Source organism: Streptomyces sp. cmx-18-6 (genome assembly GCF_046548915.1).
GTDB lineage: Bacteria > Actinomycetota > Actinomycetes > Streptomycetales > Streptomycetaceae > Streptomyces.
The window spans coordinates 221,774-238,387 of record NZ_JAEBEP010000011.1 but is presented as its reverse complement, the minus strand read 5'-3'; the positions used below and the strand labels follow the sequence as shown (position 1 = coordinate 238,387).

General features: G+C 71.0%; 14 protein-coding genes and 2 tRNA genes. 7 read left to right on the top strand and 9 right to left on the bottom strand.

The window, feature by feature from the left end:
• Positions 1-2 precede the first annotated feature (2 nt).
• The 3 genes from rsgA (at position 3) to ACLJPL_RS25215 (ending at position 2,143) form a co-directional block, all read left to right on the top strand.
• A complete protein-coding gene (rsgA, locus tag ACLJPL_RS25225) occupies positions 3-1,019 on the top strand; it encodes a ribosome small subunit-dependent GTPase A (RefSeq protein WP_411083204.1) in 1,017 nt (338 codons plus the stop codon).
• Positions 1,020-1,185: 166 nt separating this feature from the next.
• Positions 1,186-1,509 carry a DMT family transporter gene (locus ACLJPL_RS25220; RefSeq protein WP_128845835.1) on the top strand — a complete coding sequence of 108 codons (324 nt, stop codon included), beginning with the start codon at positions 1,186-1,188 and terminating at the stop codon, positions 1,507-1,509.
• A gap of 100 nt (positions 1,510-1,609) precedes the next feature.
• Complete coding sequence (locus tag ACLJPL_RS25215) at positions 1,610-2,143, top strand: GNAT family N-acetyltransferase (RefSeq protein WP_411083203.1); 534 nt, start codon at positions 1,610-1,612, stop codon at positions 2,141-2,143.
• Here ACLJPL_RS25215 and ACLJPL_RS25210 read toward each other — a convergent pair.
• On the bottom strand, positions 2,101-2,724 hold the full coding sequence (locus ACLJPL_RS25210) for a TetR/AcrR family transcriptional regulator (protein ID WP_411083202.1): 624 nt from the start codon (positions 2,722-2,724) through the stop codon (positions 2,101-2,103). The genes ACLJPL_RS25215 and ACLJPL_RS25210 overlap by 43 nt on opposite strands.
• A 172-nt stretch (positions 2,725-2,896) precedes the next feature.
• Here ACLJPL_RS25210 and hisN point away from each other — a divergent pair, with 172 nt between their 5' ends.
• Positions 2,897-3,733: a histidinol-phosphatase gene (hisN, locus tag ACLJPL_RS25205; protein WP_411083201.1), complete on the top strand. Its 837-nt coding sequence runs from the start codon at positions 2,897-2,899 to the stop codon at positions 3,731-3,733.
• Positions 3,734-3,916: 183 nt separating this feature from the next.
• Complete coding sequence (locus tag ACLJPL_RS25200) at positions 3,917-4,354, top strand: cyclic nucleotide-binding/CBS domain-containing protein (RefSeq protein ID WP_411083200.1); 438 nt, start codon at positions 3,917-3,919, stop codon at positions 4,352-4,354.
• A 64-nt stretch (positions 4,355-4,418) separates the two neighbouring features.
• Here ACLJPL_RS25200 and ACLJPL_RS25195 read toward each other — a convergent pair whose 3' ends face one another.
• Positions 4,419-5,870: a catalase gene (locus ACLJPL_RS25195; RefSeq protein ID WP_411083199.1), complete on the bottom strand. Its 1,452-nt coding sequence runs from the start codon at positions 5,868-5,870 to the stop codon at positions 4,419-4,421.
• Positions 5,871-6,034: 164 nt separating this feature from the next.
• Between ACLJPL_RS25195 and ACLJPL_RS25190 the strand changes: the two genes are divergently transcribed.
• Entirely contained in the window at positions 6,035-6,454 is a 420-nt protein-coding gene (locus tag ACLJPL_RS25190; protein WP_411083198.1) for a Fur family transcriptional regulator, read from the top strand.
• A 186-nt stretch (positions 6,455-6,640) separates the two neighbouring features.
• Here the strand turns inward: ACLJPL_RS25190 and ACLJPL_RS25185 are convergent.
• From ACLJPL_RS25185 to ACLJPL_RS25170, 4 genes are all read right to left on the bottom strand, one after another.
• Positions 6,641-6,714: transfer RNA gene (locus ACLJPL_RS25185), tRNA-Met, on the bottom strand.
• A 123-nt stretch (positions 6,715-6,837) separates the two neighbouring features.
• Positions 6,838-9,120 carry a tetratricopeptide repeat protein gene (locus ACLJPL_RS25180; protein ID WP_411083197.1) on the bottom strand — a complete coding sequence of 761 codons (2,283 nt, stop codon included), beginning with the start codon at positions 9,118-9,120 and terminating at the stop codon, positions 6,838-6,840.
• A gap of 209 nt (positions 9,121-9,329) precedes the next feature.
• A tRNA-Met gene (locus ACLJPL_RS25175) sits at positions 9,330-9,403 on the bottom strand.
• A gap of 43 nt (positions 9,404-9,446) precedes the next feature.
• Entirely contained in the window at positions 9,447-12,452 is a 3,006-nt protein-coding gene (locus ACLJPL_RS25170) for a UPF0182 family protein (protein WP_411083273.1), read from the bottom strand.
• Between the two features lie 137 nt (positions 12,453-12,589).
• On the opposite strand from ACLJPL_RS25170, the gene ACLJPL_RS25165 reads away from it, so the two are divergent.
• On the top strand, positions 12,590-13,150 hold the full coding sequence (locus ACLJPL_RS25165; RefSeq protein ID WP_411083196.1) for a PPA1309 family protein: 561 nt from the start codon (positions 12,590-12,592) through the stop codon (positions 13,148-13,150).
• A gap of 49 nt (positions 13,151-13,199) precedes the next feature.
• Here the strand turns inward: ACLJPL_RS25165 and ACLJPL_RS25160 are convergent, their stop codons facing one another.
• The 3 genes from ACLJPL_RS25160 to ACLJPL_RS25150 form a co-directional block, all read right to left on the bottom strand.
• Positions 13,200-14,306 carry a PDZ domain-containing protein gene (locus tag ACLJPL_RS25160; RefSeq protein ID WP_411083195.1) on the bottom strand — a complete coding sequence of 369 codons (1,107 nt, stop codon included), beginning with the start codon at positions 14,304-14,306 and terminating at the stop codon, positions 13,200-13,202.
• 401 nt (positions 14,307-14,707) lie between these two features.
• Positions 14,708-15,169 (bottom strand): molybdenum cofactor biosynthesis protein MoaE, encoded by a 462-nt coding sequence (locus ACLJPL_RS25155; protein WP_411083194.1) that lies wholly within the window; start codon positions 15,167-15,169, stop codon positions 14,708-14,710.
• 133 nt (positions 15,170-15,302) lie between these two features.
• On the bottom strand, positions 15,303-16,460 hold the full coding sequence (locus tag ACLJPL_RS25150) for an SDR family oxidoreductase (RefSeq protein WP_411083193.1): 1,158 nt from the start codon (positions 16,458-16,460) through the stop codon (positions 15,303-15,305).
• Between the last annotated feature and the right edge of the window lie 154 nt (positions 16,461-16,614).

The following is a 16,614-nucleotide window of genomic DNA, read 5'->3' as shown; positions in this document are numbered from 1 at the left end:
GCATGCGCCGTTACGGGAAGAACCCCGACGAGGACGACATCCGCGTCCGCCCCAACCGCAAGGGCAACCGGCCGCGTACGCACATCCGGCCCAAGCACGAGGACGCCGAGGAGGGCATGGTCCTCACCGTCGACCGGGGCCGCCTCACCTGTCTCGTCGAGGGCCGCACGGTGGTGGCGATGAAGGCCAGGGAACTGGGCCGCAAGGCCGCGGTGGTGGGCGACACCGTCTCCATCGTCGGGGACCTGTCCGGCGAGAAGGACACCCTGGCCCGGATCGTGCGCATCGGCGCCCGGCGTACGGTGCTGCGCCGCACGGCCGACGACGACGATCCGTACGAGCGCGTGGTCGTCGCCAACGCCGACCAGCTGGCGATCGTGACCGCGCTGGCCGACCCGGAACCGCGCCCGCGCATGATCGACCGCTGTCTGGTGGCCGCGTACGACGGTGGCCTCACCCCGCTCCTGGTGCTGACCAAGTCCGACCTGGCCTCACCGGACAAGCTGCTGGAGGCGTACACCCCGCTCGGCGTCCCGTACATCGTGACCAACCGCGAGGAGCTGGAGAACGGCGGCGCGGCGGAGCGGGTGCGCGAGCAGCTGAACGACCGCGTCACCGCCTTCGTCGGCCACTCCGGGGTCGGCAAGACGACGCTGGTCAACGCGCTGGTGCCGGCCGACCGGCGGCGGACCACCGGCATCGTCAACGCGGTCACCGGCCGCGGCCGGCACACCACCACCTCCGCGCTCGCGCTGCCGCTGCCCGATGGGCGCGGCTGGGTCATCGACACCCCCGGCGTACGGTCGTTCGGGCTGCACCACGTCGATCCCTCGCGCGTCATCAACGCCTTCCCCGACCTCCAGCCGGGCACCGAGAACTGCCCGCGCGGCTGCACCCACGACGAGAACCAGCCGGAGTGCGCGCTGGACGCCTGGGTGGCCGAGGGGCACGCCGATCCGGCGCGGCTGGACTCCCTGCGCCGGCTGCTCGCGACGCGCGAACGCCGCGAGGGCGACTGAGGGAGGCCGGCCGGTGCCGACCGGCCTCGAAAGAGCTGCATTTCGGCCCCTGCGCACCGGTCATGTTCGCGAGTTTCAACGACTGGTAAAGGCATAATCGCCCGTGCGGGACCTACCCGCCGCCCGTGCGGGACGTACCCGCCAACCACGCAGGAGGCAACGGACGATGGCATGGCTGCTGGTCGTGGTCGCCGGACTGCTGGAGACCGGTTTCGCCGTCTGCCTGAAGCTCTCGCACGGCTTCACCCGGCTCTGGCCGACCATCGCGTTCGCCGCTTTCGCCCTGGGCAGTTTCGGCCTTCTGACGATGGCCCTGAAGAAGCTGGACGTCGGACCCGCGTACGCGGTGTGGACCGGCATCGGCGCGGCCGGGACGGCGATCTACGGGATGATCTTCCTCGGTGACGTCGTGTCGACGCTGAAGCTGGTGTCGATCTCACTGGTGATCATCGGAGTGATCGGGCTCCAGCTGTCCGGCTCGGCGCACTGAGACCGCGGAAAATCCCGTGCCCGCCCGACGCCGCCGACGGTAGCCTGCGCCGTCCGGCCCCGTTTCCTGACGGCCGGAGAGACCGGAAGGGGTACCGCGCATGCGCCCGCAGGACGGAACAGAAGCAGAGGTGGAGGTCCGCGCCTTCGCGGAAGGGGATCTCGACTCCGTCGTGGCCCTGTCCCTCGAAGCGTGGCGTCCCGTCTACGCGAGCTTCGAGGCGGTGCTGGGGGACGAGATCTTCCCCCTCCAGTACCCGGACTGGCGCGCGTCGCAGCGCAAGGAGGTCGAGGCGGCCTGTACGGCGGAGGGCGCTCATGCCTGGGTCGCCGTGGCCGGGGGCCGGGTCGCCGGGTTCACCGTGGTGGTGCTCCAGCCCGAGGACGCCATGGGCCATGTCGAGCTGCTGGCGGTCCACCCGGATTTCCAGGGCCGCCGGATCGGCACGGTGCTCACCGAGTTCGCCGTCGAGTGGATGCGGGAGGCCGGCGTGAGGTTGGCCTCGATCTGGACGGGCGGCGACGTCGGGCACGCACCGGCGCGGAAGACGTACGAGAGGGCCGGATTCAGCCCGCTCCCGCTCGTCCGGTACTACAAGGCCCTGGACCCGGTCGGGCACGGGACGACCACGTAGGAGAGCGCGAGCCGCAGGGCGGTCTCGCAGCGCATCGCTGTCGCCTCCGCCGCTGTCCTTCTCCTGGCTTCCTCTCCCGTCGCTGTCTCTTGCGTTGCAGCCTCTCCCGCCGCTGTCCCTCCCCTCGCTTCGTCTCCTGTCGCTGTCCCTCGCGTTGCCGCCTCTCCCGTCGCCGTGGTCGGGTCCGAGGCGGCCACCATCCGGTCCCGGGCCAGGCCGAGGAGTTGGGCGGGGGCCGGGACCTCATGGCCGGGGCGGGGCAGCCACTCACCCCAGAGTCCCGTGAGCAGCCCCTTGACCAGCGGATCCGCACGAGAGGCCCGTACGGTCCAGCGCGCCACGGCGGCCGGGCGCTCCGGCGCGGGAGCCGTCAGTGCGCGGTCCACGCCGGTCAGATAGCGGTCGGCGGCCCGCCGCAACAGGGCGGTGGCCAGCCCGTGCTTGGTGCCGAACTCGTTGTAGAGGGTCTGCCGGGAGACCCCGGCCAGCGCGGCGACGTCGACCATCCGCACCGCACGCCAGGGCCGGTCCGCGAGCGCCCTGAGGGCGGCGTCCAGCAGGGCTTCTCGCGCTGCCGGCATCGTCGCCTCCCACGCTCCTGGGACCTGCGGTTCAGAGTTGAGGCGCTCATGACGACTGTCAAGGGTCCGCGTACGGAACCGGGGCCGGGGACCCGGGCCGGGGGCCGGCAGGTGGGCCGGGGCGGGCGGGGGCCGTTGGCCCGTGCCCCGTACGGCTGGATACTGTGACGGCATGCCCGACTACCACGATGATCTGCGCCTCGCCCATGTACTGGCGGACGCCGCCGACGCGGCGACCATGGACCGGTTCAAGGCCCTCGACCTGAAGGTGGAGACCAAGCCGGACATGACTCCGGTGAGCGAGGCCGACACGGCCGCCGAGGCACTGATCCGGGGCCACCTGCAACGGGCCCGCCCGCGCGACGCGATCCTGGGCGAGGAGTACGGGGTCGAGGGCACCGGGCCGCGGCGCTGGGTGATCGACCCGATCGACGGCACCAAGAACTACGTCCGCGGCGTGCCGGTGTGGGCGACGCTGATCTCGCTGATGGAGGCCGGCGGAGGGGGTGCCTCCCGCTCGAGCGGAGCCGAGAGTGGGGGAGGCTTCCAGCCGGTGGTCGGTGTGGTCTCCGCGCCGGCGCTGAACCGGCGCTGGTGGGCGGCGAAGGGCGCGGGCGCGTTCTCCGGGCGCAGCCTCACCTCCGCGACCCGGCTGCAGGTGTCGAAGGTGGAGACGATCGAGGACTCCTCGTTCGCGTTCTCCTCGCTGAGCGGCTGGGAGGAGCAGGGCCGTCTGGACGGCTTCCTGGACCTGACCCGCGCCTGCTGGCGGACCCGGGGGTACGGGGATTTCTGGCCGTACATGATGGTCGCCGAGGGTTCCGTGGACATCTGCGCGGAGCCGGAGCTCTCCCTCTGGGACATGGCGGCGAACGCGATCATCGTCCAGGAGGCGGGCGGCCGGTTCACCGACCTGGACGGGGTGGACGGGCCCGGCGGCGCCAACGGGGCCGCGTCGAACGGGCTGCTCCACGAGGAGCTGCTCGGCTACCTCAACCAGCGCGGCTGACCGAACACCGCTCCCGAGCGCCGGGCGGCCGTGGGGCTGCGGCGCGTGCTCGCGCGCTCCCCCGGCGCACGCCCCGCCCACCCCTTGTCGACCCGGCCCAAGGGTGCAACTCTGAGAGTCCCCCCACTTGTGAACTTGTGAATCGACTCACAGAGTCGGCGCACCGAGGAGGTGGCTCGTTTCATGCTCGTCCGTGACGCCATGAGCACGGTGGTCCTCACCATCGGCCCCACCCACACGCTCCGCCAGGCCGCCCGGCTGATGTCGGCCCGCCGTATCGGGGCAGCCGTCGTCCACGACCCGGACACCTGCGGGCTCGGGATCATCACCGAGCGCGACATCCTCAACGCGATAGGAGCGGGCCAGAACCCCGACCTGGAGACCGCGTCCGCCCACACCACGACCGACGTGGTGTTCGCCGCCCCGGCCTGGACCCTGGAGGAGGCCGCGGAGGCCATGACGCACGGCGGGTTCCGGCATCTGATCGTGCTGGACGACGCCGGCCCGGTGGGCATCGTCTCGGTGCGCGACATCATCCGCTGCTGGGCTCCGCCCCGTCGCCGTACGGTGGCGGCCGCGGGGTCGGCTTCGGTTTCCGCTTCGGCTTCGGCTTCGGCCTAGCAACGGCCGGTGGGCCGGACCCCCATGAAGGGACCCGGCCCACCGTCGACGGCGAGCGTCCGGATCAGCCGCGAAGGGCCTGGACCGCGGCGTCCAGCCGCTTGCCGAAGTCGCCGTCCGCCTGGCGGAAGTTGTTGATCGCGCGCTCGGCGATGTCGTCGCGCGAGACCTTGGCGATGAACTGGGCGAGGTTGTCGACCAGCCGCGCCTTCTCGTTATCGGAGAAGAGCCGGTAGAGGTCGCCCGCCTGCACGAAGTCGTCGTCCTCGGCGTGGAGGGGGGCCTCGGTGTTGCCGGTGGCGCCACTGACGGGGACGGGCTCCCAGAGCGGACGGCCCGTCTGGACGGGGCCGCCGAAGCTGTTCGGCTCGTAGTTCTTCGTCCCCTTGTGGCGGCCGTCGTACAGGTAGCCGTCGCGGCTGTTGGTGCGCGCCTCGGTGGCGTGCGGGCGGTTCACCGGCAGGTGGTCGGCGTTGATGCCGACGCGGTAGCGGTGGGCGTCGCCGTACGCGAAGAGACGGCCCTGGAGCATCTTGTCCGGGGACGGGCCGATGCCCGGCACGAAGTGCGCGGGGCTGAAGATCGACTGCTCGACCTCGGCGAAGATGTTCTCCGGGTTGCGGTTGAGCTCCAGCTTGCCGATCTCGATCGGCGGGTAGTCCGCGTGCGGCCACACCTTGGTGAGGTCGAACGGATTGAAGCGGTACGTCGCCGCCTCGGCCGCCGGCATGATCTGGACCTGCACCGTCCAGGACGGGAAGTCACCGCGCTCGATGGCCTCGCGCAGGTCGCGCTGGTGGCTGTCGGGGTCGACGCCGGAGAGGCGGTTGGCCTCATCGGTGGTGAGGTTCTCGATGCCCTGGTCGGTCTTGAAGTGGTACTTGACCCAGAAGACCTCGCCGGCCTCGTTGTTCCATTGGAAGGTGTGCGAGCCGTACCCGTTCATGTGGCGCAGCGTGGCCGGGATGCCCCGGTCGCCGAAGAGCCAGGTCACCTGGTGCGTCGACTCGGGCGACAGACCCCAGAAGTCCCAGACGTTGTCCGCCTCCTGGGAGCCGGTGTACGGGTCGCGCTTCTGGGTGTGGATGAAGTCGGGGAACTTGATGGCGTCCTTGATGAAGAACACCGGGGTGTTGTTGCCGACGAGGTCGTAGTTGCCCTCCTCGGTGTAGAACTTCAGCGCGAAACCGCGCGGGTCGCGCACGGCGTCGGCGGAGCCGAGGTTGCCGGCGACGGTGGAGAAGCGGAGGAACGTCTCGGTCTGCTTGCCGACCTCGGAGAGGAACTTCGCGCGGGTCCACTGCGAGGCGTCGCGGGTCAGGGTGAAGGTGCCGTACGCGCCGGCGCCGCGGGCGTGCACGATGCGCTCCGGGATGCGCTCCCGGTTGAAGTGGGCGAGCTTCTCCAGCAGCGCCTGGTCCTGGACGAGAACCGGACCGCCCGCGCCCGCGGTCTCGCTGTTCTGGTTGTCGGCGACCGGAGCCCCGGCCTCCGTGGTGAGCGGTCCCTGCGTCACGTGCGCCTCCTGCGTCATGTCCTGCACAGCCTTCTGTTTCCTGTACAGCCCTGTCCCTTGGCCAATGCCAGTATCGATCCCACAATGGACAATGTCCAAGTCAAGTGAGCATCCAAAGTCACACCCGATCGGGACTCGATCCCTCCACTGTTAGGCTGGGCTGCATGAGCGACCTGCTGGAACGACTCCGTGGACGCGGCTGGCGCATGACGGCGCAGCGGCGTGTCGTGGCCGAGGTCCTCGACGGGGACCACGTGCACCTGACGGCTGACGAGGTCCACGCGAGGGCCGTCGACAAGCTGCCCGAGATCTCGCGCGCCACCGTCTACAACACCCTGGGCGAGATGGTGTCCCTCGGCGAGGTGCTGGAGGTCTCCACCGATCGCCGGGCGAAGCGATACGACCCGAACGCGCACCGCCCGCACCACCACCTGATCTGCGGCCAGTGCGGCGCGATCCGCGACGTGCACCCGGCGGGCAACCCGCTCGCGGACCTGCCGGCGGACGAGCGCTACGGCTTCATGGTCTCCGGCGTCGAGGTGACGTACCGAGGGCTCTGCCCGAGCTGCGCCGGTACCGCGTGAGTGCACTTTGACGTAGGCCGGGCCCGCCCTGTTCGAACAGGGCGGGCCCGGTTTCTCGTCCGCTCCCGGTTTTCTCGCCCGCCCCCGGGTTTCCTCGCCCGGGCTTCTTCGTTCCCGGACGTGACGAAGGCCCGGACATGACGAAGGCCCGGATCTCTGATCGAGATCCGGGCCTTCGTTCTTCAGTAGCGGGGACAGGATTTGAACCTGCGACCTCTGGGTTATGAGCCCAGCGAGCTACCGAGCTGCTCCACCCCGCGTCGGTGAATGCAACATTACGTCAGCAGGTCGAACGGCGCAAATTCATTCACATCGGCCCCGGGAGGCCGGTGTTTCCGGTGCTTTCGGTACTCCTGGTCCTGCTCGCCTCCGGTGCTCCCGCGTTACGCGGTGAGCTCCTGGTGCAGCGCCTCGCGCAGCCGTGCCGCTCGCTCGGCCACCTCGGCCGGGCCCAGCTCCACCGCCCGGGCGCACCAGCGCTGCCCCTCGGTGAGCTCGCCCCGGCGCGCGGCGAGCAGCGCCAGGCGCAGTGCGGCCCGGCCGTGCCCGGCGTTGGCGGCGCGGCTCCACCACAGGGCGGCCTCACGCTCGCTGCCCTCGCGGGCGAGGAGCAGCCCCAGGTTGAAGGCCCCGTTGCGGCTGCCCGCCTCGGCGGCCTCGCGGTACCAGTGGGCGGCGCTCTCCGCGTCGCCCCGGGCGGCGGCGAGCATGCCGACCCGGACCTGGGCGCGGCGGTGGCCCTGCTGGGCGGCCCGCTCGTACCACTCCTCGCACTCCGTCTTCTCCGGCATCGGCTCGCCCAGCGCGGGCGGACCCGGCGGCGGCTGGCGCGCGTCGAGCACCCCGGCCAGCCGGAACGCCGCCTCGGCGCTGCCGCCGCCCGCGGCGCAGCGCAGATGGCGCTCCGCCTCCCGGTCCTCGCCGTCGCGCAACAGGGCCATGGCGACCTGGAGCGCGGCGTCGGTGTGCCCGGCCGCCGCCGCCCGCTGGTACCAGCCCAGCGCCGTACGGTCCTCGCCGCGCCCGGCGTGCAGGATGCCGAGGTTGAAGGCGGCGTCCACGCTGCCCGCCTCGGCCGCCTTGGAGAACCAGGGCTCGGCCCCGGTGTGGTCGCCGGCCTGGAGGAGCAGCACGGCGAGCGCGTTGGCGGCCTCGCGGTGCCCGGCGTAGGCGGCGCGGCGGTACCACTGCTCGGCCTGCGGGGTGCGGTCCTGGGCGGCGCAGAGCAGCCCGAGGTTGTACGCCCCGTTCACGTCACCGGCGTCCATGGCGGCGCGGTACCAGCGTTCGGCGGTCTGCTGCTCACCGCGCGCCGCGTGCAGGGCGCCCAGCGCGTTGGCGGCGTTGCCGTCGCCGTCCTGGGCGGCGCGCAGCCACCACACGGCGGCGCTCTCCTCGTCGCCCGCGTCGCGCAGCAGGAAGCCCAGGGCGCAGGCGGCGCGGGGCTCGCCCTCCTTGGCGGAGGTGAGGTACCAGCGCCCGGCCTCCTTGAGCTCGCCGCGCTGCTCCAGGATCGCGCCCAGGTGCAGGGCGGCGCGCCGGTGCCCCCGGGCGGCGGCCTGGCGGTACCACTGCTCGGCCTCGCCGACCCGGCCGGCGGCCGGACCGGCCACGGGGCTGTCCCCGCCGGCCGCGCTCTTCGCGTTCCTCCCGCCCGTCGCGTTCTTGGCTCCCGCCGCGCCCGCCGCGCCCACCGTGCCCTTGCCGCCCGTCGCGCTCCGGCCGGCCGACGTGCTCCGTGCCGCACCCGTCGTCCGCGCGGCGGGCGCGGTCGGGTCGCCGGGCAGCGCGAGGCCCGGTCCGCCCCGGCCGCTGCCCGGCCCCCGGCCCAGGCCGAAGGCGTCATGCGGGTCTTCGACCGCGTTCCGCTCCAGGGTGCGGGCCAGCCGGTAGGCGGCCTCGCGGTGACCCTGCTCGGCGGCGGCGCGCAGCCAGCGCTCCGTGCCGACGTCGCCCCGGTGCTCCAGGAGGTCGGCCAGCGCGTAGGCGCCGAGCGCGTGGCCCTGCTCGGCGGACTGGCGCAGCCAGTACTCCGCACCGGGCTCGTCTCCGCGCTCGCGGAAGTGGCGGCCCAGGGCGTGCGCGGCGGCGGCGGACCCCGCCACGGCGGCGATGCGCCACCAGCCCGCGGCCTCGTCCGGGTACCCCCGCTGGTGGAGCAGGACGCCCAGGTTGTTGGCGGCGGCCCGGTCGCCGTCAGCGGTGGCGGCGCGCAGATGCGTCTCGGCCTCGTCGAGCTCCCCCCGGCGCAGCAGCAGCGCGCCCAGGACGCTCATGGAAGCGGTGTCCCCGGCTTCGGCTCCGCGGCGGTGGCGCGCTTCGGCCTCGGCGCTGTCCCCCGCGTCGACGGCGTCCGTGGTGCCCGTGTCCGTGGCGGTCGCGCCCGTGGCGCCGGCGCCGCGTACGGCCTCGGCGTCCCCACTGCTCACCGCCCCGGTGGTCTCGCCCGTGGTGCGCCCCCTGCTCCGGGCCGGCGCCTCGACGGCTGCCCCCGCGTCGCCTGCGGTGGTGGCGTCCCCTGCTCCGGGCGTGCTCGCGTGCGCTCCGGCCGCACCGGCGATGACAGCAGCGAAAGCCGCATCCGTCACCTTGTCCGCCTTCTGGCCGCGCCCCTGAACAAACCGCCCTGTCTCCAACAGAGTTGCCCTGTCCCCCATAAATACCATCGTCGCACCACCTGTAACCCGCGTACACCTGGTATATCGCGGTCAGTGAGGTCACTACAGCGTTTTGTCGACATGCCCACAGAGAGACAAGTCAAACACGCCCGAGCTCAACTCGTGCCCAACGAACCGCACTTCACGCCGATGGTTCGGGAAAGACAGACGACATGACGAAGGCCCGGATCCATAGGATCCGGGCCTTCGTTCTTCAGTAGCGGGGACAGGATTTGAACCTGCGACCTCTGGGTTATGAGCCCAGCGAGCTACCGAGCTGCTCCACCCCGCGTCGTTGTGTCCAAACCGTACCACGACGCGGGGTGGGTCATTTCTCAGGTGCCCTGGTCGTTGCCCTTCTCGGCCTCGTCGCCCTCATCGGGCTTCTTGGCCGCGTCGGACCCGCTGCCCTTGTCGGGGGCGTCGGCCCCGTCGGCCTTGTCCCCCTCCTTCGGCCCGTCCGCCTTGTCGCCCTCGCCGCCGGCCTTCGGCTGAGCCGCGGCCGCCCGTTCGAGGGCTTCCTGGAGCGCGTCCTGAGCCTTGCCGTAGGCGGGCCAGTCCTGCTCCTTCAGCGCCGTCTCACCGTCCTCGTACGCCTTCTGGGCGTCCGCGATGGCCTTCTTGAGGGCGTCGCCGCCGGTCGCCGGCGGCTTGGGGGTCTCGCCCGGCGGCTCACTGGGATCGGGGGTCGGATCCGCGTCGCCGTCGACCCCGAAGACCGCGTTGAGCGCGTCTCCCAGGTTGTTCTCGAAGACGATCTTCGATCCGTACGAAGCGGCCACCTTGCGCAGCAGCGGATAGTTCTGGGTGCCACCGCGCGTGTAGACGGGTTCGATGTAGAGGAAGCCGCCTTCGAGGGGCACCGTCAGCAGGTTGCCGTACTCGATGTCGGAGTCCGTGCCCTTGAGGTTCCTCACGAACTCGGCGACGTCGTCGTTGCCGTTGAGCTCACTCTGCACCTGGCCCGGGCCCTTCACCGTGGAGGTGACCCGGAGCAGTCTCATGGTGCCGTAGTCCTTACTGGCCGCGTCCGCGTTCACCGCCATGAAGGCCCCCAGGTTGGGGCGCCCCCTCGGGGTGAACGTGGTGGTCAGGGAGAACTGCTGCGCGTCCTGGCCCGGCATCTTCATGCTCAGGTAGTACGGCGGGACGGAGCCCGGCTCCTTGTTGGTCGGGTCGTCCGGCACCTGCCACGCGTCGGAGCCGCTGTAGAACTGCGCGGGCTCCTCGACGTGGTAGCGGGTGAGCAGCTCGCGCTGGACCTTGAAGAGGTCCTGCGGATACCGCAGGTGCTCCATGAGCTTCTGCGGGATCTCCGCACGGTCCTTCACCGTGCCCGGGAACGCCTTGCGCCAGGTCTTGAGGACCGGGTCCTTGGTGTCCCACTCGTAGAGCCTGACCTTGCCGTCGTACGCGTCGACGGTGGCCTTCACCGAGTTGCGGATGTAGTTGACCTGGTTCTGCTGGGCGACGACCGCGCGCTGATTGGTGGTCAGCGAGTCGGCCGTGGTGTCGCCGAGCGTCGTCCGGGAGGCGTACGGATAGCCGTTCGTCGTGGTGTACGCGTCGACGATCCACTGGATCCGGCCCTCGACGACCGCCGGGTAGGCGTCGCCGTCGATGGTCAGCCACGGGGCGACCGCCTCGACGCGCTCCTTGGGCGTGCGGTTGTACAGGATCCGCGAGCCCTCGCCGATGGCTCCCGAGTACATGATCTGCGGCTCGCTGAAGGAGACCGCGTAGGCGGCGCGGTTGAACGAGTTGGAGAGACTGACCCCGCTGTCGCCCTTGTAGCTGGTGGTCTTCTCGCCGTCCTCCTCGTAGTCGAGCTCCTTCTGGGGCCCGCCGACGATGGAGTACTGCTCGGTCTTCTCGCCGTAGTAGATCCGCTGCTCGTAGTCGCCCAGCTCACCGGTGGAGGGCAGACCGGACTCGGTGAAGTCCGGGGAACCCGTCGGGTTGCTGCCGGTGGAGGTGCCCTTGGCCGCGATGGCGCCGTAGCCGTGGGTGTACGTGAAGTGGTCGTTGATCCAGTTCCGCTTGGGCAGACCCTGGATGTTCAGCTCACGCAGACCGATGACGGTGTCCTGCTCCTTGCCGTCCTTGCCCTTGTAGCGGTCGACGTCCAGCGTCTTGGGGAACTGGTAGTAGTTCCTCCGCTGCTGGAGCTGCTGGAAGGCCGGGGAGACGACGTTGGGGTCCATCACGCGGTAGCTGGCCGCCGTGTTGGCGGCGGCCCGCAGTTTGCCGTCGTCCTCGGTGGTGGCCTGGCCCGCGTAGTCCTCCATCACCGCGTCGTCGATGTCGTACGCATCGCGGGTCGCGTCGATGTTCTTCTGGATGAACGGCGCTTCCTCGGCCTGCTCGTTCGGCTGCACCTGGAACTTCTGCACGATCTGCGGGTAGAGCCCGCCGATCAGGATCGCCGAGAGCACCATCAGGCCGAAGCCGATGACCGGCAGCTGCCAGGTGCGGCGCCACAGCGTCGCGAAGAACAGCACGGCGCAGATCGCCGCGATGAAGAACAGGATGGTCTTCGCCGGGAGATAGGCGTTGGCGTCGACGTACCGCAGGCCCGTCCAGTTGTCCGCGGCCTTGAAGTCACTGGACTTCACCGCGAGACCGTACCGGTCGAGCCAGTAGGCCACGGCCTTCAGGGAGACGAAGATGCCGAGCAGCACCGAGAGGTGGCCGGTGGCCGCGGCGGTGGCACGGGCGCCGGGGCTGGTGACGCGCAGCCCGCCGTACAGGTAGTGCGTCAGGGCGGCGGCGATCAGCGAGAGCACGGTCGCCGCGAAGCCGAAGCCCAGCAGGAAGCGGTACCACGGCAGGTCGAAGGCGTAGAAGGCGACGTCCAGGTTGAACTGGGGGTCCTTCTTGCCGAACGGCACGCCGTTGACGTACATCAGCCACGTGCGCCACTGGCCGGAGGCGGATGCTCCGGCGATCAGCCCGACGAGCGCGGTGACGGCGAGCAGCACCCACTTCTTGAAGGGGGCGACGCTCATGCGGTAGCGGTCCAGGCTCTGCTGCTCCAGCGACATCGCGCTCAGCGGCGGCCGGAGCCGGTGCGCGAGCCAGATGTTCACACCGATGGCCAGGGCCATCAGCAGTCCGAAGACGAGGAACAGCCCGATCTTGGTCCACAGGGTGGTGGTGAAGACAGACGTATAAGCGACCGACCGGTACCAGAGCCAGTCCGTCCAGAACCCGGCGAACATGACGAAGGCCATGACGAGAACCGCCAGGACTCCCAAGGTCATGAGCAGGGTGCGGACGCGCCGGGACGGGCGGCCGACAGTGATCCGTGGCCCGGTCGGGCCTCCGCCGCGGTCCGGCATCTGGAAAGCCAACGTGCGCACCTCGAAGTTCGCGGTCGTGTGGAGCGGGCCCCAGCGGTCGTAGAGCCCACCTATGCAACTTACTGAAGCTTTACCTAGTTCCCGATACCGGGGCCGAAGGAGGCAGGATATTGCCCATGCCCAACGTTTCCCCCGCAGGACCTCCGATGGCCGCGAGCCCGCTCACCGTCGCCGTCCTCGAAATCGACTCCTATGCCTCCACCCTCGGCTGGGACCAGCCCGCCCGGCTGTTCGCCCTGGTCGACACCGCCCGGCTGCGGGTCCAGGAGCCGGGCCTCGCCGCTCAGCTCGGGCTGGACGACACCGCGGCCACGACCGCTTCCCTCACACCGATCGAGCAGGAGGAACTGCCCGCCGGCACCGCCCTGGACGATTTCCTCGGCACCATCGCCTGGCCCGACGCCGTGGCCGGCTGCGCCATGACCGTGGAGCGGCTGATGCTGCCGCCGTCCGCCGAGGCATCCGTACCGGAAGGGCTCAGCGACAAGCAGCTCACCCAGTGGGTCGCCAAGCACCCCGACCGGCAGGAGGTCCGGATGACCGTGGCCGTCCTGCGGGACGGGGCGCGCGAGTCCGCCGTACGGCTGCGCGAGAAGGACTCCCCCACGGAGGTCCTGACCGGCGCCGGTCTGGTCCCGGGGCTCGCGGAGGCCCTCGCGGCGACGTTCGAGTCCTGACCCGGTCGCTCGCCCGGGTCCGCCCCGCGGGGCGGACCGGGGCGGGCCGTCAGCCGGTCGAGCAGCTCGGCAGTGCGTCGGTCTTCCCGGCGCTGATCTTCTCCAGCGACTTCCTGGCGTCGTCGAGGGTCTTGACGCGGATCAGCGTCAGTCCGTCCGGGGTGTCCGCGGCGGCCGAGGCGCAGTTCTCGTCGGGCGTGAGGAAGTAGCGGGCGCCCTCTTCGCGGGCGCCGACCAGCTTCATGTTGATGCCGCCGATCGGGCCGACCTTGCCCGCGTCGTCGATGGTGCCGGTGCCCGCGATGAACTTGCCGCCGGTCAGGCTGCCGGGGGTGAGCTTGTCGATGATGCCCAGCGAGAACATCAGCCCGGCGCTGGGTCCGCCGACGTCCGCGAGCTTGATGTCGATCTCGAACGGGAACCTGTGGTCCGTACCGGCCCTGATCCCGACGATCGCCCGGTCCTCGTCGTCGCCCTGCTCCGTGTCGGGCGCCTTCTCGGTGGTGATGGTGATCTTCCGGCTGCCCTCGGGCTCCCGGCCCGCCTTCTCGGCGGCGGCCGCTTCCCTGGCCGGGATGATGGTGAAGACGACGTCCTCGCCGGGCTTGTGCTTCGTGACGAGTTCGGCCACGTCGCCGGGCTCCTCGACCTTGGCGCCGTCGACGGCCTTGATCACGTCGCCCGCGTGGAGCTTGCCCTCGGAGGGGCTGTCCTTGACGACGGTGGAGACCACGACCTGCGTGGCGACCGGAATCTTCAGCTCCCGCAGGGCCGCGACCTTGGCGCTCTCCTGGGACTGGCTGAACTCCTCGGCGTTCTCCTGGGTGGACTGCTCCTCGGTCTTGCCGTCCGGGTAGAGCGTGTCGTGCGGTACGACGACGCTGTCGTGGGCCAGCCAGCCCACGACAGCCTGGCCCAGGTTCATCCGGTAGTCCGCTCCGGTGACCCGCACCGTCGTCATGTTGAGATTCCCGGAGGTCCGGTACGTCTTGTGCTTCGGGATCCGCAGGACGGGCTCGCCACGCGTCTCGCCCAGGGTGTTCACCGTCGGGCCGGGAGACATCTCCGCGTACGGCACGGTGATCAGCACGCCTGCGCAGAGCAGCGCGATGAGAACGAGGGTGGAGGCGAGCATCGTCGCGGTGCGGCGTGGCATGGAACGACAGTACGGGAAGGGCCTGTGCGTCCACCGCCGGGGCCGGTCCGTCCGGGGAGGGATCGGGAACGCGGCGGAAGGGATGTCACGCGGCGTTCGGCGGCCTCAGAGGGCCTCGGAACCGGAGTGCGATTTCTCCATCGCGTCACGGAACCTGGCGTACCCGGCGAGTTCGGTGACATCGCCGGTCGTGCGATTGCGAGCAGCCCAACTCGCCCATATCGCACCGCCGACAGCAGCGAAAAGTGGAATCAGCAGCCAAGCGAGTACTCCCATCACGACCTCCCTACCCATGAGCGACCGAGTGATCGATCAGCAGATTAACGATCCGGAAGACCAACGCTCATGGCAGGGGTGCGGTTACGCAAATCGGGGCTGATCCGTGCCGGTCCGGTTTGCGCTCAGCAAGCTCCGACCCATTCCTCCGTACCGTCCGAGAACCGCTGGTGCTTCCAGATCGGAACCTCGTGCTTGAGGTCGTCGATGAGCTTGCGGCAGGCCGCGAACGCCTCCGCGCGGTGCGGACAGGCCACGGCGACGACCACCGCCAGATCACCGACCTCCAGTTCACCCACTCGGTGGACCGCGGCGAGGCCGCGGACCGGGAAGTCGGCGACGACCTTCTCCGCCACCCGGCGCAGCTCGTCCTGGGCGGAGGGATGGCAGGAGTAGCCGAGGCCGCCGACGTCCTGGCCGCCGTCGTGGTCGCGGACGGTGCCGACGAAGAGCGCGACGCCCCCTGCCGCGTCGTCCCCCACGGCACGGAAGATCTCGTCGACGGAGAGCGGTGTCTCCCGGATCTCCAGCAGCCGGATGGGGTCCGAAGCCGCCTGCTCGCCGGGGTGGTCCTGGATGCGTGCCATGCCCCCATCGTGCCGCACGGCGCCGACAGCGCGGAATTGCCTCTTCGACCGGCGGCGCGCCCGCCGCGTTGGAGCCTCCTACAGACGGCTGCCGGGCGCCGGTGCCGGCGGCGGAGCTCAGATGCGGCGGACCTCAGATGCGGCGGCGGGCCTTGCGGGCGCGGCGGACCAGGGCCGCGGTGCCGAGCAGCGCGACCGTGGCCCCGGCGGCGGTGGCCGTGGCGGCGGTGGCGTCCTTGCGGCCGAGGCGGCGTCCGGCGAGCGTGTGGCGTCCCTCGACCTCTTCGAGGAGGGCGCCGAGGACCTCCTCGTTGGTCCATCTGGGCCGCCACCCCGCGTCGTGCAGCCGGCTCACGCTGACCACCCAGGGGTGCATCGTGTACGCCAGGTCGCCCGCCGGGGACGGGGTGAGCCCGATCCTGTGCAGCCGGGCGGCCGCACCCAGGGCGACGGCGGAGGGCAGTTCCATCCGGCGTACGCCGCTGAGCTCCTCGACCTCCTCCTGCTCCAGCCAGCCGTCGCAGCCGACCGCGAGCTCTCCGTCGATCTTCTCCAGGGCGGCGTACTCCAGGGCTGTGACCAGGTCGTCGACGTGGCAGAACTGCCAGGTGGGGCGCGATCCGGCGACGACCAGGAGGCGCGGGGACTCGAAGTAGCGGGTCAGCGCGGTGTCCGTGCCGCCGACCAGGACGGTGGGGCGCACGACGGTGACGTTGAGCCCGGGGTGGGCGCGGGGCGCGCGGCGGCCGAGCCGTTCGATCTCCAGGAGGTCGCCGACCCCGGTGGCCTCGGCGGTGGCCCGCAGCTCGGCGTCCTCGGAGAGCGGCACGTCGTTGTCCGGCAGTGCCCCGTAGACCATCGCGGAGGTGCACAGCACGACCCGGTGGACCCCGGCGGCGGCCGCGGCGGTCAGCACGGTCTGGGTGCCGCGCACGTTGTACGCGGTCCGGGCGGCGGGGTCGGTCTCCAGGTCGAGGTCGAGCGCCAGGTGCACCACGACGTCCGCGCCGCGCAGCTTCTCCGCGATGGCCGGATCGCGTACGTCCAGGATGTGCCAGGTCGCCTCGGAGACCTCTCCGCGGCGTTCGTCGATCGCGATGACCTGCTTGATCTCGTCGGATGCGGCGAGGTGGGCGGTCAGCAGCTCGCCCACGCCGGTCGCGGCGCCGGTGACCGCGACGACGGGGCCCCGGTTTCTGGGGGTCCTGGGGCGTTTCTTCTCGGGCGTGCTCTCGGGCGAGGGGTCGGTCAGGTTTCGCGCTGCGCGAACCTGCGGATCTGGGGAACTCACCGGGCGTCTCCAGCGGTTGTCTTCAGTACGTACCCGAATGACGCGTACGTACCAGGTGGCGTCCATCCTGCCGCAGGCCGGGAGTCGGCGGAGCACTGAGGCCCGAAGCGGGCGTGGTGTCTACGCTGGATGGTGATGTCGGGCAGTCGCCGCC